General features: G+C 41.8%; 16 protein-coding genes and 2 pseudogenes. 3 read left to right on the top strand and 15 right to left on the bottom strand.

The annotated features are described in order from the left end of the window. Positions 1–79: 79 nt before the first annotated feature. Together CUU66_RS05265 and rpsU are read right to left on the bottom strand one after the other, a co-directional pair. Positions 80–535: a GatB/YqeY domain-containing protein gene (locus tag CUU66_RS05265; protein ID WP_101640622.1), complete on the bottom strand. Its 456-nt coding sequence runs from the start codon at positions 533–535 to the stop codon at positions 80–82. A 14-nt stretch (positions 536–549) separates the two neighbouring features. Continuing rightward, the gene (gene rpsU / locus CUU66_RS05260) at positions 550–723 is read right to left on the bottom strand and encodes a 30S ribosomal protein S21 (protein ID WP_026692851.1); all 174 of its coding nucleotides are present in this window, start codon (positions 721–723) and stop codon (positions 550–552) included. 213 nt (positions 724–936) lie between these two features. Between rpsU and CUU66_RS05255 the strand changes: the two genes are divergently transcribed. Next, the gene (locus CUU66_RS05255) at positions 937–1,866 is read left to right on the top strand and encodes a Na/Pi symporter (RefSeq protein WP_101640621.1); all 930 of its coding nucleotides are present in this window, start codon (positions 937–939) and stop codon (positions 1,864–1,866) included. Between the two features lie 130 nt (positions 1,867–1,996). Here the strand turns inward: CUU66_RS05255 and deoC are convergent, their stop codons facing one another. From deoC to gpr, 13 genes and pseudogenes are all read right to left on the bottom strand, one after another. Beyond that, entirely contained in the window at positions 1,997–2,668 is a 672-nt protein-coding gene (deoC, locus tag CUU66_RS05250) for a deoxyribose-phosphate aldolase (protein ID WP_101640620.1), read from the bottom strand. A 91-nt stretch (positions 2,669–2,759) separates the two neighbouring features. Next, complete coding sequence (gene mtaB, locus CUU66_RS05245) at positions 2,760–4,109, bottom strand: tRNA (N(6)-L-threonylcarbamoyladenosine(37)-C(2))-methylthiotransferase MtaB (RefSeq protein ID WP_101640619.1); 1,350 nt, start codon at positions 4,107–4,109, stop codon at positions 2,760–2,762. Positions 4,110–4,114: 5 nt separating this feature from the next. Further along, a complete protein-coding gene (locus CUU66_RS05240; RefSeq protein ID WP_101640618.1) occupies positions 4,115–4,867 on the bottom strand; it encodes a 16S rRNA (uracil(1498)-N(3))-methyltransferase in 753 nt (250 codons plus the stop codon). A gap of 109 nt (positions 4,868–4,976) precedes the next feature. Continuing rightward, positions 4,977–5,915 (bottom strand): 50S ribosomal protein L11 methyltransferase, encoded by a 939-nt coding sequence (prmA, locus tag CUU66_RS05235; RefSeq protein ID WP_101640617.1) that lies wholly within the window; start codon positions 5,913–5,915, stop codon positions 4,977–4,979. 27 nt (positions 5,916–5,942) lie between these two features. Further along, positions 5,943–7,067: a molecular chaperone DnaJ gene (gene dnaJ, locus CUU66_RS05230; RefSeq protein ID WP_101640616.1), complete on the bottom strand. Its 1,125-nt coding sequence runs from the start codon at positions 7,065–7,067 to the stop codon at positions 5,943–5,945. Positions 7,068–8,047: 980 nt separating this feature from the next. Next, positions 8,048–9,871 carry a molecular chaperone DnaK gene (gene dnaK / locus CUU66_RS05225; RefSeq protein WP_101640615.1) on the bottom strand — a complete coding sequence of 608 codons (1,824 nt, stop codon included), beginning with the start codon at positions 9,869–9,871 and terminating at the stop codon, positions 8,048–8,050. Between the two features lie 35 nt (positions 9,872–9,906). Beyond that, a complete protein-coding gene (gene grpE / locus CUU66_RS05220) occupies positions 9,907–10,500 on the bottom strand; it encodes a nucleotide exchange factor GrpE (RefSeq protein WP_101640614.1) in 594 nt (197 codons plus the stop codon). A gap of 153 nt (positions 10,501–10,653) precedes the next feature. Next, positions 10,654–11,686 (bottom strand): annotated as a pseudogene (gene hrcA / locus CUU66_RS05215) (heat-inducible transcriptional repressor HrcA). 95 nt (positions 11,687–11,781) lie between these two features. Further along, positions 11,782–12,918 (bottom strand): radical SAM family heme chaperone HemW, encoded by a 1,137-nt coding sequence (gene hemW / locus CUU66_RS05210; RefSeq protein WP_101640613.1) that lies wholly within the window; start codon positions 12,916–12,918, stop codon positions 11,782–11,784. A gap of 75 nt (positions 12,919–12,993) precedes the next feature. Then, positions 12,994–14,832, bottom strand: coding sequence for a translation elongation factor 4 (gene lepA / locus CUU66_RS05205; RefSeq protein WP_101640612.1), 1,839 nt, complete (start codon positions 14,830–14,832; stop codon positions 12,994–12,996). Between the two features lie 1,469 nt (positions 14,833–16,301). Next, on the bottom strand, positions 16,302–16,631 hold the full coding sequence (locus tag CUU66_RS05200) for a YqxA family protein (RefSeq protein ID WP_101640611.1): 330 nt from the start codon (positions 16,629–16,631) through the stop codon (positions 16,302–16,304). 28 nt (positions 16,632–16,659) lie between these two features. Next, positions 16,660–17,853: a stage II sporulation protein P gene (spoIIP, locus tag CUU66_RS05195; protein ID WP_101640610.1), complete on the bottom strand. Its 1,194-nt coding sequence runs from the start codon at positions 17,851–17,853 to the stop codon at positions 16,660–16,662. A gap of 67 nt (positions 17,854–17,920) precedes the next feature. Beyond that, entirely contained in the window at positions 17,921–19,039 is a 1,119-nt protein-coding gene (gpr, locus tag CUU66_RS05190) for a GPR endopeptidase (RefSeq protein WP_101640609.1), read from the bottom strand. A 273-nt stretch (positions 19,040–19,312) separates the two neighbouring features. Here gpr and rpsT point away from each other — a divergent pair, with 273 nt between their 5' ends. After that, positions 19,313–19,579 (top strand): 30S ribosomal protein S20, encoded by a 267-nt coding sequence (gene rpsT / locus CUU66_RS05185; RefSeq protein ID WP_101640608.1) that lies wholly within the window; start codon positions 19,313–19,315, stop codon positions 19,577–19,579. Between the two features lie 148 nt (positions 19,580–19,727). Beyond that, positions 19,728–20,468 (top strand): annotated as a pseudogene (locus CUU66_RS05180) (IS3 family transposase). Positions 20,469–20,482 lie beyond the last annotated feature (14 nt).

The following is a 20,482-nucleotide window of genomic DNA, read 5'->3' as shown; positions in this document are numbered from 1 at the left end:
TTATTACTCATGAGAAAGCAAACCATTTTTTACATAGTAAAAAACCGCAAGCAGGTAATTGCTTACGGTTTATAGTTAGTTAGTTAGTTTGAGATAAATGTTGTTGTACTAGCTTATTAACCAAAGAACCATCAGCTTTGCCCTTAACTTTAGGCAAGACAGCTCCCATAACTTTTCCCATATCAGCTTTTGAAACAGCGTTTACTTCTAAAATGGTTTGTTTAACTATTTCAGATACTTCTTCTTCAGAAAGCTGCTCAGGCATATATACCTCAACGTAATTAATTTCGGTAAGAAGTTTGTCAGCAAGGTCCTGGCGACCAGCATTTTCAAATTCTTGAAGGGAGTCTTTGCGTTGTTTAAGTTCGCGAGAAAGTACTGTCAATTCTTCCTCTTCTGTTAATTCCTGCTTCTTATGCTTAATAGCTTCATTTTGAAGAGAAGCTTTCAGCATCCGAATAACAGAGAGTTTGTCTTTGTCTTTGTTCTTCATCGCTTGTTTCATATCATTATTTAAACGCTCGAGAAGACTCATATTTCCACCCTCTCTTACCATTTACGTTTTCTAGCTGCTTCTGACTTTTTCTTACGCTTTACGCTAGGCTTTTCATAGAATTCGCGCTTTCTAGCTTCTTGCAGTGTACCTGTCTTAGATACAGTACGTTTAAAGCGACGAAGAGCATCTTCAAGCGATTCGTTTTTACGAACGACGGTTTTAGACATCTCTTTCCCTCCCTCCGAACACAACACACTAACTCATAATGCATATATACATCATGTACTTAGCCATTATAATATAAGAGTAAAACGAGGTCAACTACCAAACAGTATTTATACTCGCAGTTATCTATTTTTTATTCTTTTTATTTTTATAAATCATTTTTTTAGGCATGTCCTTCTCTGCATCTCCATATAATGTGGCGAGGGGGATCATTGATGAGAGAACTGCTGCTTTTCATAATATATCTAGCCATATTCATGGCTGGCATGGCCATCCTTCGTATTGGCCTGTTCAATATATCAGGAGATAAATTAAAGCGCGTTTTAAAAAGAGTCACTCATACACCAGTCAGAGGTTTCTTTGTTGGTATTTTCATCACAGGTATCCTCCAAAGCAGTTCAGCTGTTATGGTGATGACTATAGGCCTTGTTTCAACTGGGAGCTTAAACTTCACCCAGACAATAGGAATTATCCTGGGTACAAATATTGGTTCTACGTTTACAACTGAATTTATGACAATCCCTTTAGAAAAGTGGACCGTTCACGGCGCCTTACTTGGGGCTTTATTATGGTTGATCCCTCACATCCTGGCAAAAAGCTTCGGAACCACACTTATTGGCTTAAGCTGTGTAATAGCCGCCATTAACGGCTTTAAAACACTTGCGGTACCAGTATCCTCCTTTGATTCTGTTCAGCAATTACTATTAAGTATGGAAAACAATCTATTCATCGCCTTATGTACCGGCATGGTGGTTACCGCCATCATTCACTCCAGTTCTGCAATGACTGGCATAGCTATGGGGTTTTTAGCCGCTGGAGAAATGTCGGTACCCGCTGGGATTGCCATCATGCTTGGATCTAATATAGGAACCTGCATAACTGCATATATGGCAAGCTTAGGTGCTGGCAAAGAAGCTCGTTTTACCTCTTACGCCCATATTTGGCTAAATCTTATCGGCGTAGCCATTTTCTTTCCCTTCATCAGTCCTCTTGAACGATTAGCTGCCTTATTCACCGAGCAGAAAGATATCCAGCTCGCTCATGCCAGTGTCATATTTAATATTCTTTCATCTCTCCTGGCTCTTCCTTTTACGGAGAAATTCACAAAATTTATCATGTTGGTACATAACCGGGAATCAAAATAATAGGAAACACTCTAAAAGCTTACTTCAAGCATGATAACTTAACTAGTGTATTAAAAGCTAATAATAAAAAAGACCGTCGAGACTTGCTCGACAGCCTGAGGCTTATCCTAAAATAGGATAAGCCTTCGTCTTAATAATCAGTATCTGCTGTTAAGCCTTTGACAATGGATACTCCTGCGCTTGCTCCAATTCTTGTTGCTCCCGCTTCAATCATCTTCTTAGCGCCTTCCGTATCCCTTACGCCTCCGGACGCCTTAACCCCGATATCAGGGCCAACCGTTTTTCTCATCAGCTCAATATCTTCAAATGTTGCTCCGCCTGTAGAAAAGCCTGTAGACGTCTTTACAAAGTCGGTGCCGGCTTCAACAGCAATCTTACAGGCACGGACCTTTTCTTCATCAGTCAAAAGGCTCGTTTCAATGATTACTTTGGTCAGAGCTTTCCCTTTTGCTGCTTCTGTTACTGCTTTAATATCACGGAGCAGCAGTTCATCGTTTTTATCTTTAAGAGCTGCAATATTAATTACCATATCAACTTCCTGGGCACCATTATTAATTGCATCAGCCGTTTCAAAAGCTTTCGTTTCTGGTGTATTAGCTCCTAATGGAAATCCGATTACCGTACAGACTTTAACCTCTGTGCCTTCTAATAGTTCAGCGCACAGCTTAACCCAGGCTGGATTTACACATACTGATGCGAAACCGTATTCTTTTGCTTCCTCACAAAGAATCCTGATTTCTTTTTCAGTAGTTTGTGGTTTAAGTGCAGTATGGTCAATCAATTTAGCAATATTTTTGCTCATTTTTATTTCTCCTTTAGCCTATGTCTCTATTGATTCTATTATAACAGATCAAAATGCAAGAATAACTGGGGCATGTGCCCCAGTTATTATGTTAAACAATCGCTGATTCAAGCTCATTCATGTCTTCAACAACACGTAAAAATTGACCTTCGTTATAAGGGTAACCGGCTTTTGTAATCTTTACTCTTACGATTTCACCGATCATCTCTTCCGTTGCAGGAATAACCACCTTTAAGTAATTATCGGTATATCCTACAAATAAGCCGCTGTCTTCATCTTCTTTGAATCTTTCTTCCGGAATTACTTCAAGGACCTCGTTTTCAAACAAAGAAGCATACTCCTTTGCAAGCTTGTCCGAGAGAGCTATAAGCCTATGGACACGTTCATTCTTAACATCTTCATCCACTTGTTCGTCCATTCTTGCAGCAGGCGTACCGGTCCGCTTCGAATAAGGAAATACGTGAAGTTCAGAAAACTTATGGTCTTTTATGAAATTATATGTTTCCATGAATTCTTCTTCCGTTTCACCTGGGAACCCAACAATCACATCTGAAGTAAGAGCAAGACCTGGGAGAGCATCTCTTAGCTTTTCTAAACGCTCTGCGAATGCTTCCATCGTGTATTTTCTGCGCATACGTTTCAGAACAGTATTAGAGCCTGATTGAAGAGGTACATGCAGATGCCGCACCACTTTTTTGGAATGGCGGAGTACATCAATCACTTCGTCTGTTATTTGACTCGCTTCGATGGAGGATATCCGGATTCGTTTTAACCCTTCTACATGTTCCAGGTCGCGGAGGAGCATAGCAAGATTATAATCTTTCATATCCTCACCGTAGCCCCCTGTGTGGATCCCGGTTAATACGATTTCTTTGTATCCTGCATCTACTAGCTGCTGTGCCTGCTTAAAGACTTCCTTAGGATCTCTGGAACGCATCAAGCCTCTAGCCCAAGGAATAATACAGAAAGTACAGAAGTTATTACAGCCTTCTTGAATCTTCAAGGACGCACGAGTACGGTCTGTAAAGGCCGGAACATCTAGTTCTTCATAGACTCTTGATTTCATTATATTGCCAACACCGTTAATAGGCTGGCGTTCTTCTTTAAACTGCTCAATATACTGAAGCATTTTCACCCGGTCCTGTGTTCCGACAACTACATCCACCCCTGGTATAGCCATGATCTCGGCGGGAGATGTCTGTGCGTAACAGCCTGTAACACAAATAACAGCATCAGGATTCTTTCTTATCGCACGGCGGATTACCTGACGGCTCTTTTTATCGCCAGTGTTTGTAACTGTACACGTATTAATTACATAGACATCGGCTGTTGCCTCGTAATCAACCCGGTCATAGCCTTCTGCTTTAAACAGCTGCCAAATTGCTTCTGTTTCATAATGATTCACTTTGCATCCTAACGTATGAAAAGCTACTGTTGCCAATACACTCACCTCAATAATTCAGTATGATAGGAAATCGCGGACAGCGCATATAGCGGTGCAGTTTCGGTTCTTAAGATCCTGGGACCCAGCCCGCATGAAACAAATCCGTTTTCCTTAAATTTTTCTATTTCGTCTGAAGAAAGACCGCCCTCGGGTCCGAAAACAAATAATACGGATTCCCCATTTCTTACTTCTTTGAGAATCCCGGCAAACTGGCTTGCCTCGCCAAGCTTTGCATCTTCCTCATAAGCAATGAGTTTGTATTTATATTCATCTGAAAGCTTAATTAGTTCATTGATTCTAACAGGGTTGGCTATGGATGGCACTATTCCCCGATGAGACTGTTCAGCCGCTTCTTTAGCAATCTTCTGCAGTCTCTCGGTTTTCTTGGCTGCTTTTTTCTCATCCCATTTTACAATGGAGCGAGCTGCAATAAAAGGGATAAATCCGGCTGCACCAAGTTCTGTACCTTTTTGGATAATATAGTCTAACTTATCCCCTTTTGGCAGACCGCTGGCTATCGTAACTTTTATAGGCATTTCCTTACTTTCATCCATCCATTTTATTACGTTAGCATGGATGGCTTCATTAGTAATTTCTGTAATTTCAACCAAGGCCGTTTTTTCCTGTGGGACAACACACAAGATATGATCTCCCGGTTTTGACCTCATTACATTTGCAAGATGATGAAAGTCATCTCCTGTTATAGTGACTAAAGAACCTTCGATGCTCTCTTTTGAAATAAAGTAGCGCTGCATGAATTAAAACCTCTCTCCGCAGGTAAGATAGCGTATTATCACTATACTGGACTCGGCAAAATAAAGAAAGGAGGGATCAAATTCTGCTCCCCCTTGGTCTTTTCATCCTTTATTGTTTTTGGGCGATAATCGCAACCCAGTCTTCCATCAATATGGTTTCCTTAATTTCAAAACCGCACGAAATTAATTCTTCTTTGACTTCTTCCTTTTTCTGCTTGATGATGCCGGAAGCAATAAAGCAGCCATTAGGTTTAAGTACTTTTGTAACATCTTTCGCGAAACGGATGATAACTTCTGCAAGAATATTTGCCACAACCACATCTGCCTGGTCTTGAACACCATCAAGCAGATTATTCTGGCTCACAGAGACTACATCTTGAACTTTGTTCAACTTAACATTTAATTTCGCCGACTGGACGGCTACTTCATCAAGATCCAGCGCCTGTACTGACTTAGCTCCCAGCATGGCGGCAGCGATGCTCAGCACGCCTGAACCTGTACCCACATCTACGACTATGTCCCCGCTCTTAACAGTCCGCTCCAACGCCTGGATACACATGACAGTGGTCGGATGCGTGCCAGTACCAAAAGCCATTCCCGGGTCAAGTTCGATAATCAATTCATCTGTGTGTACGGGAGTATAATCCTCCCACGTCGGTACAATCGTGAATCTTTCAGAAATCTTGACGGGATTATAATATTTTTTCCAGGCGGTTGCCCATTCTTCCTCGTTCACTTCACTGATGGAAACATGATTTCTCCCAAGGTCGATGTCGTAGAGCAATAAACTATTTATTGCTTCCTTGATTTCATCAACGGTCTCACCCAGAAAGCTATTAACGGGTAAATATGCTTTTACTATGACACCTTCTTCAGGATAATCATCTTTATTGAGCTGGTAGATTTCACCGAATCTGTCCTCTCGCTCTTTATATAATTCAGCAGGATCTTCAATAACTACGCCGCTTGCCCCTGCCTCGTGCAGGATATTAGAGACAGGCTCCACCGCTTCGTTTGTTGTATGAATTGCGATTTCGGACCACTTCATGTTTACTACCAGCTCCTATATAAAAAATTAATCTCCCTTAATGGCACGCTTCACTTTAGCAAAAAAACTTTCTTCCTGTTCATCAGGGGTATTTTGGCCGCTTAATTCTGCAAACTCCCTCAGCAGGTGTTTCTGCTTTTCGGTAAGTTTTGTTGGAGTGACCACTCTTATGGTAATGTGCTGATCGCCCTGGCCATACCCTCGTACGTTAGCCACACCTTTTCCTTTAAGACGGAATGTTTTCCCATTCTGAGTACCTGTCGGGACTTTCAAGTTAACTTTTCCGTGTAAGGTAGGCACTAGAATCTCATCACCTAAAGCAGCCTGAACAACTGTGATCGGCATTTCACAATGGATATCGTCTCCATTACGTTTAAAAAATTCATGAGATCTTACGTGGAACACAATATATAAATCTCCAGGAGGCCCCCCATTTATACCAGGTTCTCCTTGGCCTGAAACACGCAGCTGCTGCCCGTCATCAATTCCGGCTGGAATGGTGACATGAATTTTCTTCCGTTTGGTAACCGTTCCATCACCGCCGCAGGTAGAACATTTGTGTGGTATGATTTTCCCTGTTCCCTGACAATGGTTACACACTCTTCGATTAACAATTCTGCCAAACGGAGTATTCTGTTCAACATTCAGCTGGCCAGATCCATTACAATGGGAACAAGTTTCAGGCTTCGTTCCCGGCTTAGCGCCTGTTCCAAAACAAGTTTCACATTCTTCATCACGAGGGATTTCAATATCGGTCTCCTTGCCAAATACAGCCTCTTCAAATTTAAGAGTCATTGTATATTGAAGGTCCGCTCCCTGGCGTGGTGCATTTGGATCTCTTCTGCGTCCTCCGCCGCCAAAGAACGTGCTGAAGATATCATCAAATCCGCCAAAACCACCAAAATCAGCCCCGCCAAATCCACCGCCCATATTTGGATCTGTATGCCCAAACTGGTCATAATGAGCCTTCGTTTGATCGTCACTCAATACTTCATAAGCTTCCTTAATTTCCTTAAACTTATCAGCCGCATCTGCTTCCTTATTAATATCAGGATGATACTTCTTAGAAAGCTTCCGATACGCTTTTTTTATTTCGTCCTTCGAGGCAGTTTTACCCACCCCGAGTACTTCATAATAATCACGTTTACTCATTTTAGATTCACTCCAGATTCATTCACATAAAGATAATTTTATCACTCCAACGGACTACAGTGCAATAACGAAAAACGGAAGCGCCTTGCCAGTAACGTTGAACGGCTAAAATCGCCACGTCCTGTGGCAACGCCCTTCTGACCTGCATCCTGCAGGCCGCCGATTAGCACAAGACGAGCAGGCCGTGGGAAGCGATTTTCTTCCCATGGACTGATTGGCTTGTGTCTCGAGGGTCTAGGCGCCGGAGTTAGAGCAGATACCCGATCATACACTTTTCCCCAGCTCTTTTACTGGTTTTTGTCCTTCATCAACCGTATGATGGACTTTTCTCCAGCTCTTTTACTAATTTTTGTCCTTCATCAACCGTATGAAGGACTTTTCTCCAGCTCTTTTACTGGCTTTTGTCCTTCATCACCCGTATGAAGGACTTTTCTCCAGCTCTTTTACCAACTTTTGTCCTTCATCAACCGTATGATGGACTTTTATCCAGCTCTTCTACCAACTTTCGTCCTTCATCACCCGCATGAAGGACTTTTCTCCAGCTCTTTTACTAGCTTTTGTCCTTCATCACCCGTATGAAGGACTTTTCTCCAGCTCTTTTACTATTTTTTGTCCTTCATCACCTGTATGAAGGACTTTTCTCCAGCTCTTTTACTGGCTTTTGTCCTTCATCACCCGTATGAAGGACTTTTCTCCAGCTCTTTCACTGGTTTTTGTCTTTCATCACTCGTATAAAGGACTTTCTTCAGCTGAATTATGATTCTCTGCGGCACCTTATATTGCTTCACGAGTAACTTATTCAAGCCAGGCTTGTTTCGAGAAGGCCAAAAGCAGCACCGGTACATTCACTTTGTAACCTTTTACCCACGGTTTTGCGCCCTAAGGCCGAGGTCCACCCGCGTTTAAAAAGCTGAGAGTCAATCCGAAAAAAAAGCCAAAGTCAAGATAACCTGACTTTGACTTTTTTACAAAGAGTTTTATTATTTATCGTCTTTTACTTCAGTAAATTCTGCATCAACGATGTTGTCATCGTCTTTCGGCTCGCCGCCTTCTCCTTGAGCTTGCTGAGCTTTTGCAGCCTCTTCATATAATTTAACAGTTAGATTTTGAACGATTTCCTGAAGGGCATCCTTTTTCTCGCGGATTTCAGTTAGATCGTTCTTTTCGATCGCAGCTTTTAGGGCATCTTTGGCTTCTGTTGCTTTAGCTACCTCAGCTTCATCTACTTTTCCTTCTAAATCTTTTACTGTTTTTTCCGTTTGGAATACTAGCTGGTCAGCTTCATTGCGTAATTCAACTTCCTCTTTACGCTGTTTGTCTGCATCAGCATTTTCTTCAGCTTCGCGTACCATACGCTGGATTTCATCATCTGAAAGACCTGAAGAAGATTTAATTGTGATGGTTTGTTCTTTATTTGTACCAAGGTCTTTAGCACGGACGCTCACAATACCGTTTTTATCAATATCAAATGATACTTCAATCTGAGGCACTCCGCGTGGAGCTGGCGGGATATCGCTCAACTGGAAGCGGCCAAGTGTTTTATTATCACTTGCCATTGGGCGTTCACCTTGAAGCACGTGAATGTCTACAGCAGTCTGGCTGTCAGCTGCAGTAGAGAACACTTGAGACTTACTTGTTGGGATGGTTGTGTTTCTATCAATTAACTTTGTAAATACACCGCCCATAGTTTCGATACCAAGTGATAATGGAGTTACGTCAAGAAGAACTACATCCTTCACATCTCCTGTTAATACTCCACCCTGGATTGCAGCACCCATAGCTACTACTTCATCCGGGTTAACACCTTTGCTAGGCTCTTTGCCGATTGCTTTACGGATAGCTTCCTGTACTGCTGGGATTCGCGTAGATCCACCGACAAGGATAACTTTATCGATTTCAGCAGGGGTCAGGCCAGCATCTTTTAATGCCTGACGAGTCGGACCCATAGTGCGCTCAACAAGGTTTGCTGAAATTTCATCAAACTTCGCACGGGATAGAGTTACCTCTAAGTGAAGCGGGCCAGCTTCTCCAGCAGTAATGAACGGAAGTGAAATCTGGGTAGAAGTAACACCAGAAAGATCCTTCTTCGCTTTTTCTGCAGCATCCTTTAAGCGCTGAAGAGCCATTTTATCTTTAGAAAGATCAATTCCGTTTTCTTTTCTGAATTGCTCTACTAAATAATCAATGATCACTTGGTCAAAGTCGTCTCCACCAAGCTTATTATCTCCGGCAGTTGCCTTAACTTCAAACACTCCATCACCAAGTTCAAGAATGGAAACGTCGAATGTTCCGCCGCCAAGGTCAAAAACAAGGATAGTCTGATCTTCATCCATCTTATCTAAACCGTATGCAAGTGCTGCTGCAGTAGGTTCGTTAATAATACGTTCAACATCTAAGCCGGCAATCTGTCCAGCGTCTTTAGTTGCTTGTCTTTCAGCATCGTTAAAATAAGCTGGGACTGTGATAACAGCTTTTGTAACTTTTTCGCCAAGATAATCTTCTGCATATGATTTTAAATATTGAAGAATGATAGCAGAAACTTCTTGAGGAGAATATTCCTTGCCTTCAATTACTTCTTTATGTGAAGTACCCATATGACGCTTAATAGAAATAATGGTGTTAGGGTTTGTGATGGACTGGCGTTTTGCCACTTCGCCCACCTGGCGCTCACCGTTTTTGAATGCCACTACAGAAGGTGTAGTACGATTTCCTTCTGGATTTGGTATAACTTTTGGTTCTCCGCCTTCTAGTACGGAAACACATGAGTTTGTTGTTCCTAAGTCAATTCCGATAATTTTGCTCATGTCTAACTTCCTCCCTGAAATTTATGTAGCTTGAATTATTGATTTACTTTTACCATAGAAGGGCGTATAACTCGGTCTTTCAGCATATACCCTTTCTGGAATTCTTCAACCACAATGTTTGATTCAAAGCCTGGATCCTCCACCTGCATGACTGCCTGGTGAATATGGGGATCGAACTCTTTGCCTACAGCTTCGATGACCTCGACGCCTTCTTTTTTCAAAGATTCGAGCAGGCCATTATGAATCATCTGCATCCCCTGCAGGAGAGTTTTAGTCTGATCATTGTCTGCCTCAACGCTCATAGCTCTTTCTAGATTGTCCAATGCTGGCAGCAGATCAGTAACCAAGTTCTGTGCTCTATACTTGTGTGCCGCTTCTATATCAAGACGTGCACGCCTTCTTGAATTATCGAAATCCGCCTGTAAACGAAGGTAACGATTATCCATTTCGTCTATTTTAGCTTCAAGCTCGCTTATTTTCTCTTGAGCTGCAGTTAATTCATCTTGCGGCGCCTCAGTTTCCGGCTGTGCCGGCTCTTCAGATACTTCGTCAAAGATCACTTCTGTCTGGTCAACCGCATCTGTTTCAATGACATCTTCTTGTTTTGTATTTTTCTGTTCTTCTGTCATGGATTTCACCTCCCTACAAGATTAACATATCTATGATTATATACAATCAAAGGGGCCAGTTCATATCGATACGAACCAGACCCGGTCACTTTGATTATAAACCAAGAGCTTTGCTGCGGACCTTTTTGCCGCCATTAACCAATATAACCACCGCTATTTGTTCTGATACAATCTAGTTAAAACAGAAGACAAATCATGCGAAAATAAATCCAGCAGACTTATTACCCGGGAATACTGCATCCTAGTAGGACCTAAGATAGCAATCGTTCCAACCTTTTCCTCGCCTATAGAATATGAAGCGGTAATCAGGCTGCAATTCTCCATGGCACTATTCTGGTTCTCCCGGCCGATTTTCACATGAATTCCCGCCGGGGATTTGTCTAATAAGTCGTACATGCCTTGTTCATGGTCAATCATCGATAAAAGAGTTCTAATTTTCTCGATATCATGGAACTCCGGCTGCTGAAGCATATTCGTTTTACCGCCAAAGAACACTTTTTCATGGCCTGGAACCCTCAAAGATTGACCCAATATGTTGATCACGTCGTCATAGCTTTTTATATGCCGGCTTAGTAATACAGCCACTTCCCGGTATATTTTATCCGTCAGTTCAACAAGTGGAACACCAATTAATTGTTCGTTCAGGATGTTAACCATTTTTTCAATTTCGTTCACATCCACTGAAGGCGGGATAGTGATCGTTTTATTTTCAACATGGCCGGTGTCAGTCACAATGATGGCGATTGCCGTTTCTTTATTTAAAGGAACAATCTGGAGCCGGCGAAGCTTATTTTCTAACACCCCAGGACCTAAAACAATCGTTGTGTAACTCGTAAGATCCGAAAGTATCTTCGCTGATTTTTGGACAATCTTTTCCAGCTCGTAGATTTTTTCGGCAAAAACTGATTTTACCAGCTCAATATCATGAATTTTTAAAGTGTGTGGTGATAACAAGTGATCCACATAGTATCTATATCCCTTTTCGGAGGGTACTCTTCCTGACGACGTATGTGTTTTTTCTAAAAAACCCAAATCCTCCAGGTCAGCCATTTCGTTCCGGATAGTCGCTGAGCTAAAACTGATTTCTTCTTTTTTTAGCAAGACTGCGGGATCCCACTGGCTGAGCAGACCGGATAAAGTCATCTATAATAACTTGAAGTATTAATAACTGACGATCCGTTAACATCTTGATCACCCCTGTTAGCACTCTTTGTTATTGAGTGCTAATTCTAAATAATAAATTATCAAATCATAGAAATGATGTCAACGTTTTAGATTTAATCATTTTAGAAATGATTGAAACACTTCATTTCCAAGGAATTTCCCTTGTTTCGACAGCTTAAGAAAATCTTCTTCAAGGACTAATCTCCCTAATTCCATTTCCCGTTTTATTTCTTCCCCGAATACTTCCATTAAAGGACGTTGGAACTTGCTTTGAAACCCGCTTACAGATACACCTTTTGTCTTCCTTAATCCCAAAAACATCTCTTCTTCCATCTGTTCTGTCACCGTCACTGTATTTTCTTCAATTACAGGCAGATTCCCCTCTAACAAGGGAGCGAAGTATTTTTTCAGAGGTCCGTGGTTCGCTCTTCTTTTATCAGCTAAATAACTGTGAGCGCCTGCACCAAAACCATAATAGTTCTCATTATTCCAGTATGTCAGGTTATGCTTGCTTTCATAGCCCGGTTTAGCAAAATTGCTTATTTCATATTGAGAATATCCGTGCAGCTCCATCTGTTCCATCAGCATTTCAAACATGGCGGCTTCCGATTCCTCAGGCGGGAGTGTAAGTCTTCCTTTTTGCAGCAGATTATAGAAAACAGTTTTCGGCTCGATAATCAATGAATATCCTGAAAAATGAGGAAGCTCGAGGGACATGGCCGTTTTCAGGGTATCACGGAAATCTTCGAGTGTCTGGCCCGGCAAAGCATATATGAGATCGATGCTGATATTCTCAAAGCCTGCTTCCCTGGCTTTATCTATTGTAGTAAATACATCCGCAGCCCTGTGAGCCCTGCCAATTTTCTTAAGAAGTTCATCATTGAAACTTTGAACACCAAAGCTGAGCCTGTTCACCCCGTACTCCTTCAGTATGGCAAGCTTTTCAGCAGAAAGATCCCCCGGATTGGCTTCAAATGAATATTCTACATTTTCACGTTCAAATGGGAGTGTCTCATTTATAGACAGGCATAATTGTTCCAGCTGTTGTTCATTTAAAGCAGTAGGGGTTCCGCCGCCAACAAAAATAGTTTTTAGCTGGTCCGTTTTGTATTGTTCTAATGTTAGTTCCATCTCCTTTTTTAGCAAACGAAGATACTCCTCTACCGGCTGGTTTTTCAAGAATACCTTATTAAAATCGCAGTAATGGCAGATATGTTCGCAAAAAGGAATGTGTATATATGCCGAAGAAATCATGTTTTTCCCACATCCTTTTATATGTGATAGTAAAAAGAGGCTAGATGGGCAAGCCCACTAACCTCCGCTAAAGTTTTATTTCTTTGAAGTGCCGCTGTCATCCATTTTCAACACAGCCATGAAAGCCTCTTGTGGGACTTCTACAGATCCTACAGACTTCATTCGCTTTTTACCTTCTTTTTGTTTTTCAAGAAGTTTACGTTTACGCGAGATATCTCCGCCGTAACATTTTGCTAATACGTTCTTACGCATAGCACTGATCGTTGAACGAGCAATAATTTTCTGTCCGATCGCTGCCTGGATCGGCACCTCAAATTGCTGTCTCGGAATTAAGGTTTTCAGCTTGTCTACAATCACTTTTCCGCGTTCATAAGCAAAATCGCGGTGGACAATAAAGCTGAGGGCATCAACCGTTTCAGCGTTAAGCAGGATATCCATTTTAACCAGCTTGGATTCTTTGTAGCCAATTAATTCATAATCGAAGGAAGCATACCCTTTTGTACTGGATTTCAGCTGATCGAAGAAATCATAGACAATTTCCGATAACGGGATTTCATATACGATGCTTACGCGGTTTTCATCCAGATATTCCATGTTCAAAAAATCGCCGCGCTTAACCTGGCAAAGCTCCATGATTGCACCTACGTAATCTTTTGGAGCCATCATGCTTGCTTTGACATATGGTTCTTCAATCTGCTGTATTTTTTGCGGATCCGGCATAGCGGAAGGGTTATCAACATTAATCTGTGTTCCATCCGTCATGACAACATGATAAATAACACTTGGAGCAGTCGTTATTAGATCAATTTTGAATTCACGTTCAATACGCTCCTGAATGATCTCCATATGAAGAAGCCCTAAGAAACCGCAGCGGAATCCAAAGCCCAATGCCTGGGAAGTTTCCGCTTCAAACTGAAGCGCAGAGTCATTAAGCTCCAGTTTTTCAAGTGCATCGCGCAAATCGTTGAATCTAGCAGAATCAATCGGATAAAGACCACAATACACCATCGGATTCAGCTTTCGGTAACCAGGAAGAGGTTCTGAAGCACCATTTTTCGCAAACGTGATCGTATCCCCAACACGGGTATCTCCCACATTCTTGATGGAGGCAGCCAAATAACCTACGTCACCTACTGTTAATTCCTCACGAGGAGTTGCCTTAGGTGTGGAAACCCCAATTTCCGTTACTTCAAATTCTTTTCCGGTCGCCATCATTCTTACCTTATCACCGACTTTAACCGTTCCTTCAACCACCCTTATATAAGTTACTACACCGCGATACGGATCATATAAAGAGTCAAAGATCAATGCTTTTAATGGTGCATCCGGATCGCCTTCCGGAGCAGGTACCTTTTCTACAATCTGCTCTAGAATATCCTCAATACCAATACCGGCTTTCGCTGAAGCAAGAACCGCCTCAGACGCATCCAGTCCGATTACATCTTCAATTTCTCCCCTTACGCGCTCAGGGTCCGCACTTGGCAGGTCTATTTTATTGATAACTGGAACGATTTCCAGATCATTATCAAGCGCCAAATAAACATTCGCTAACGTTTGTGCTTCAATTCCCTGCGCTGCATCAACAACCAGAATAGCTCCTTCACAGGCAGCAAGGCTTCTGGATACTTCATACGTGAAATCCACGTGCCCCGGGGTATCAATCAGGTGGAAAGTATAAACTTCCCCATCCTTCGCTTTATAATTAAGCTGTACTGCGTTTAATTTAATCGTTATCCCACGCTCACGCTCTAGATCCATGGAATCCAACAGCTGATCCTTCATTTCACGTGAAGTCAACGCATTCGTCTTCTCCAAAATGCGGTCAGCCAAAGTAGATTTCCCATGGTCAATGTGAGCAATGATGGAAAAGTTACGTATCTTAGATTGTCTTTTCAGCTTTTCTTCTCTGTTCATCACTTTCACTCCTGTTAATCGACAGAAATACACTATTTTTCATTATAACAGGCGGAAATACAAGATACAAGGAAAAGCGGAGAACGGTGCCTTTCAAAAATAATTAGATCAGAATGGCTATGATATAGAAATTAAGCAGCCTTCTAACCATAATTAAAGGCTGCGGCCCGACAAGCATAAGACGAGGCGGCCGTGGGAAGCGCACTCCTTCCCATGGCCGCCTTGGCTTATGACTCGAGGGCCGCAGTTCGCAGCTGGACAACAGGAAAGGCGGAAAGCGGTGCCTTTCCCCGAACACTTCTTTAGAGAACTATGAAATACAAGTGTGTATTCATACAAATTTAATTGAAAGGCAGATACCCAGACGGCATAAGACGAGCAGGCTATGGGAAGCGTTTTTTCTTCCCATGGACTGTTTGGCTTATGACTATAGGGTATCAGCTTGGAGCCGGACAGAGGAAAAGCGGAGAACGGTGCCTTTCAAAAATAATTAGTTCAGAATGGCTATGATATAGAAATTAAGCAGCCTTCTAACCATAATTAAAGGCTGCGGCCCGACAAGCATAAGACGAGGCGGCCGTGGGAAGCGCACTCCTTCCCATGGCCGCCTTGGCTTATGACTCGAGGGCCGCAGTTCGCAGCTGGACAACAGGAAAAGCGGAAAGCGGTGCCTTTCCCCGAACACTTCTTTAGAGAACTATGAAATACAAGTGTGTATTCATACAAATTTAATTGAAAGGCAGATACCCAGACGGCATAAGACGAGCAGGCTATGGGAAGCGCTTTTTCTTCCCATGGACTGTCTGGCTTATGACTATAGGGTATCAGCTTGGAGCCGGACAAAGGAAAAGCGGAGAACGGTGCCTTTCAAAAATAATAAGTTCAGAATGGCTATGATCCTAGAAATTAAGCAGCCTTCTGAACCTTATTGAAAGGCAGCGGCCCGACAAGAATAAGACGCGGCGGCCGTGAGAGCGCACTCCGCCCCATGGCCGCCTTGGCTTATGAATCTAGGGCCGCAGTTCGCAGCTGGACATCAGGAAAGCGGTGCCTGCTACACCGATTTTATTTATAAATTCAATGATGAAGTGTTTCCTTTCAGCACTTATGAGGGGTAAGTTAATTTTTATGAGGGGTAAATCCAATTTTAAGAGGGGTAAAGTGACTTTTATGAGGGGTAAATCAGAATGTATGGGGATTGGTAACGTTTATTAGAATTCTATGGCGGTTATGAGGATTTTACACAACTTACAGCACGGCGAACCAGAAAGAATACGGCTGGGACCCTCGCTTTAAGCTATTACTATGAAATTACTAACTAGTCTGAAGGCAAGCTAAGCCCGACAGCACTTCACTAAACATGCTCCACCCAATAATCCCCTAATTTTAAAAGTCCCGCCCGGCCTGACATTGTCTCCCATCTGTTCACTCAACAAAGAACGCCCAATAAATTATTGGGCGGACGATTTCTATTCAGCTATTTTATTCATCAAGGTACTAAACCCGGACGCAATCCCCTGCGATACTTTTTTTCCTGTCTGGGAGAAAAAGTTATAGGCTTTCATGTCTTCTAGCTGCTGTTTTTTTTCCTGGAGGTCATGGCTTGTTACTTTTCCTCCAAGTATAGAAGCTTCTTTTTGCCCTTGTGCTGTTTCATTTACAGAAAAGGCACTGTAAAGCGCAGGATCATCGAATCCCTTCATTTTTTTCATCGACTGGTTTGCATGCTGCATCCCGAGCAAGACACCGAAGAATAAAACCATTACTAATAGTAGAAATTTGAATGTGAACCTAACCATCTTTTCTCCTCCTCTTACAATCTGGTGGTTATTGTGCTTTTTTAGGAGAAGCAGGTGTGCTTACTTCGTTTGCGTTCCAGTAGATGCTGCTGAAGACGTCTGCAAATGCATCGATCGAGGCATAGAGTTCCTCGAATGTATTATCGACTCCACCCGCCTCAATTAATAAGGCATTACCCGAGAGATCCTGATTATATTTCCCATTATTGCCGCTGCCCTGTTTCTTAAATACACCCCTGCTTAATTTAGGGTATTTCTGATCAAGCGCTTTTTGTAGTTTTTCTGCAAGTGCAAAATTCTTCTGGTAGTTCGCATTGTCACCGCCCACGACAAATGCTAGCTTAGCATACGTTTTCCCTTTTATAGTGACCGTAGTCTGTTTTTTCCGGCTGGCATCTCTATGAATATCAATCAGATAGCTTATATCGCGGTTCTTTGCCATTGCTTCCTGAACTACTGGACGGGATTCCTCATAGGACTGCCAGAACTCTTTATTTTTTTTATCCAATAAACCCATTACATCGGTAGTGCTTACAGAGGTGCCGATCCCTTTTTTTTCAAGGGATGATTGCAACCTTACTGAAAGCCTTGTCACATTTACTTGGGAACTGTAGGCAAGGTCTGGGTTGGTTACACCTTTAAGATATGGAAGATATGATTCTCTCGTATGTGTGTTATAAACGTACACGACTTTTTTTCCATTCGTAGTCAATGGAGGCTTTACCGGGCTCTCTTCTTTCGGCTCTTCCTTTATAGTTTCTACATTATGAACAGGTGCTTCCTTTCCGTTTGTTTCGGGCGGAGCAGATTCATAGGGCATATTCGTATAGTTTGTTCCTTCTCCTGCAATGAGAATCTCGTTATCGTAAGCAAAGAACCCTGGCAATTCCCGGCCAAGAAGGCTCCTCGGGTCATCAAAAGATATGTTTGTAGACAGCTTGAAGATCTCTCCGGCCAGTGAAGGGGCATTCTTGTCCTTTGGCAATGACTTGGCAAAGTAGTGATTCTCCCTGCTAAGCAAGGCATACAGAAGTTCTCCGGAGAACTGCGTAGCAGCGGAATTAACAGAATCCGAAGTTAGCCTATATTTTGGCTTAATCGAAGTTAAAAGACCGCTCAATGAGAAAATAAATATCAACAGCACCACGATAAAAATTACGGTTTTAATCACTGTGCCAAGCTGAATGACGGTAATCGTTCCTGCATATCTGCTTCGTTTCATGGTTCCACCCTTTCCTAGCTTGTCTAGTAAAATTTATGACAATGCTAGAAAAAGTAGAACCAGCAATTTATCTTGTGTAAAAACCTGTATTATTCTGATTCACTGCTTCATGCAGGGCAGCATTTAACCCATTTGCGATCAAATTTGCCATATCCTCAATAAAAACATCTACTTCCTTTGGTGTAACCATTAGGTTGTGTCCAATTGGGGCCAGCACTTCATAGATTAGTTTCCGCTTCTCTTCATCACCCAGTGTTCCGATCATTCCAAGGAATGCTTTCCTTTCTTCCTCTCCAGGCAGATCTTCATCGGTGAGTACTTTCTTTTCTCCCATCGAAAAACCCGCAGGAACCAGGGAACGCGATGGAGCCTCTCCTTCTTTCATTTCCCTGCCGAAGTGCTTAAGAATGAAATCGATTGTGTCGCTTGTGATAGAAACCGCATCGACAACGGTTGGCACTCCGATGGCAATTACAGGAATCCCCAGCGTTTCCTGACTTAGCTCTTTTCTCTTATTGCCCACCCCAGACCCTGGATGGATGCCGGTATCGGATATCTGGATTGTAGAATTAACCCTCTCCACCGAACGTGCTGCCAATGCATCTATCGCAATCAGAAAATCAGGCTTAATCTTTTTAATAACACCATCTATAATGTCACTTGTTTCTATCCCTGTCAGTCCCATTACACCAGGGGATACGGCACTTACTGGACGGTACCCCTTCTCAACCTGACCTGGCTGGAGCTCAAAAAGATGTCTTGTAATAAGCAGATTTTCAACTACCGAAGGCCCCAGCGCATCTGGTGTTACATTCCAGTTCCCAAGTCCGACTACCAAACAGCTCGCATTTGGTGAAATATTCAATTGTTTAAGATAATGTCCGAATTCTCTTGCAAAAACCGAACTGACCTTTTTTTGCAGATCCGTATCCTGCTCCCGGATGCCCTGAACCTCAAAGGTTAAATAACTCCCTTTTTTCTTTCCGATAACAGACTCTCCTGCTTCGGTAACCTCTACCAATGATATATTTATGCCATCAATCTCTCTTTCTTTAATAATGACGCCTTCTAGCTGGGAGATGTTTTTTTGATCATGAACCACTCTATTTGCCAGCGCCATTTCATTGGCTTCAATTGCAAGATCTGTTCTAACGGAATACGCGCTCAAATCTAAATTTTTTTCCATAATTCCCTCCAGATTCACGACTTATTTCACATATTTATATTTTTTCCATAAATTTGCCGCATCATTCTAATAAATTTTGCTGACACCAGCACCATAACCGTGATACACTTATTCCAGACTGTCCCATAACAAATATTAAGCAATTTAGTGTATTCATCTTAAAGAGTATTGCATTATAAATATAAGTTTGATAAAATATCCTTTGTTGCGAATTGTTATGTATTTGATAAATCGAGTTCATATATATCTCGGTTTTTGTAGGAGGTGAACGGAATGCCAAACATTAAATCTGCTATTAAACGTGTGAAAACTAGCGAAGTTAGCAAAGCTCAAAACATCGCTGTTAAATCTGCAACGCGTACTGCTGTAAAAAATGCTGAAGCATCACTTGCAGCTAACGACGCAAACGCTGCTAAAGAAACACTTGTTACAGCTGTTAAAAAGTTAGACAAAGCTGCATCTAAAGGACTTATCCATAAAAATGCGGCAGCCCGTAAAAAATCTCGTCTGACTAAGAAGCTTAATTCTTTGAACGCGTAAAATAAACGATCCGTATGGGTCGTTTTTTTATTGCAGCGAAAGAAAACCAAGCATCAATAAAATGTACCCTATAGCGTAGACACTTAAAAAAGTCTACCTATAGGGTACTTTTTGTATAATGAAGAAAAATGGAATCGGGGAAACGTTAATGAGTAAAAAACTGTTTACAGAGAAAGAAATTGAGCTTCTTTCAGGTAACCCATACGTAAAAACCGTTAGTACTAATGGAATTACCTATACAGATAAATTCAAGGAAATCTTTATTAATGAAAACGAAAATGGCAAACTTCCCAGACAGATATTTCAAGAATGTGGATTTGATATAGATGTCATCGGTATGCAGCGGGTTCAATCCTCAGGAAGAGATGGCGTGCATGCCTATCGAGAGAACGGAATATCCGGATTAAGTGATACCAGAAAGGGAAACTCAGGTAGGCCTATTGAAAGAGAACTTACTCTCAAGGAGAAGTTTGAACGATTAGAAGCACAAAATAATTTATTAAAAGCGGAAAACGAACTATTAAAAAAGATTCGATTGGCAGAAGGGGGATTAAAGAAAAACAAATAACACTGCCACCAAGCCAGAGGTATATTCTAATTCGATCTGTTATTAAAAAGTTCCGACTTAAGAATATGGTGAGTTACTTAGGTAAGGTATCAGGAGTTTCAAGGAGCGGTTACAATAATTACTTCTCGGTTCAAATGCTCCGCTGAATCGTTTTTTGGTCACTTTAAAGATGAAGCGTCCATTAAGCCGTGTTTTACCCTAAATGACCTAAAACGAGAAATTAAAAGCTATATGACGTACTACAATAATTACAGATATCAATGGAATTTAAATAAGATGACCCCTGTTCAATACAGAGATCATCTTCTAAAAAATGCATAGTCTTTTTTAAACTG

Source organism: Peribacillus deserti (genome assembly GCF_002863585.1).
Lineage (GTDB): Bacteria > Bacillota > Bacilli > Bacillales > DSM-1321 > Paraperibacillus > Paraperibacillus deserti_A.
This window is presented reverse-complemented; position numbering and strand designations above follow the sequence as displayed.

Excerpts from the sequence above, each read along its gene's own strand:
- CUU66_RS05265 (WP_101640622.1), bottom strand. The coding sequence starts at position 535 with ATGAGTCTTCTCGAGCGTTTAAATAATGATATGAAACAAGCGATGAAG.
- rpsU (WP_026692851.1), bottom strand. The coding sequence starts at position 723 with ATGTCTAAAACCGTCGTTCGTAAAAACGAATCGCTTGAAGATGCTCTT.
- CUU66_RS05255 (WP_101640621.1), top strand. The coding sequence starts at position 937 with ATGAGAGAACTGCTGCTTTTCATAATATATCTAGCCATATTCATGGCT.
- deoC (WP_101640620.1), bottom strand. The coding sequence starts at position 2,668 with ATGAGCAAAAATATTGCTAAATTGATTGACCATACTGCACTTAAACCA.
- CUU66_RS05240 (WP_101640618.1), bottom strand. The coding sequence starts at position 4,867 with ATGCAGCGCTACTTTATTTCAAAAGAGAGCATCGAAGGTTCTTTAGTC.
- prmA (WP_101640617.1), bottom strand. The coding sequence starts at position 5,915 with ATGAAGTGGTCCGAAATCGCAATTCATACAACAAACGAAGCGGTGGAG.
- dnaJ (WP_101640616.1), bottom strand. The coding sequence starts at position 7,067 with ATGAGTAAACGTGATTATTATGAAGTACTCGGGGTGGGTAAAACTGCC.
- dnaK (WP_101640615.1), bottom strand. The coding sequence starts at position 9,871 with ATGAGCAAAATTATCGGAATTGACTTAGGAACAACAAACTCATGTGTT.
- grpE (WP_101640614.1), bottom strand. The coding sequence starts at position 10,500 with ATGACAGAAGAACAGAAAAATACAAAACAAGAAGATGTCATTGAAACA.
- hemW (WP_101640613.1), bottom strand. The coding sequence starts at position 12,918 with ATGATTTCTTCGGCATATATACACATTCCTTTTTGCGAACATATCTGC.
- lepA (WP_101640612.1), bottom strand. The coding sequence starts at position 14,832 with ATGAACAGAGAAGAAAAGCTGAAAAGACAATCTAAGATACGTAACTTT.
- CUU66_RS05200 (WP_101640611.1), bottom strand. The coding sequence starts at position 16,631 with ATGGTTAGGTTCACATTCAAATTTCTACTATTAGTAATGGTTTTATTC.
- spoIIP (WP_101640610.1), bottom strand. The coding sequence starts at position 17,853 with ATGAAACGAAGCAGATATGCAGGAACGATTACCGTCATTCAGCTTGGC.
- gpr (WP_101640609.1), bottom strand. The coding sequence starts at position 19,039 with ATGGAAAAAAATTTAGATTTGAGCGCGTATTCCGTTAGAACAGATCTT.
- rpsT (WP_101640608.1), top strand. The coding sequence starts at position 19,313 with ATGCCAAACATTAAATCTGCTATTAAACGTGTGAAAACTAGCGAAGTT.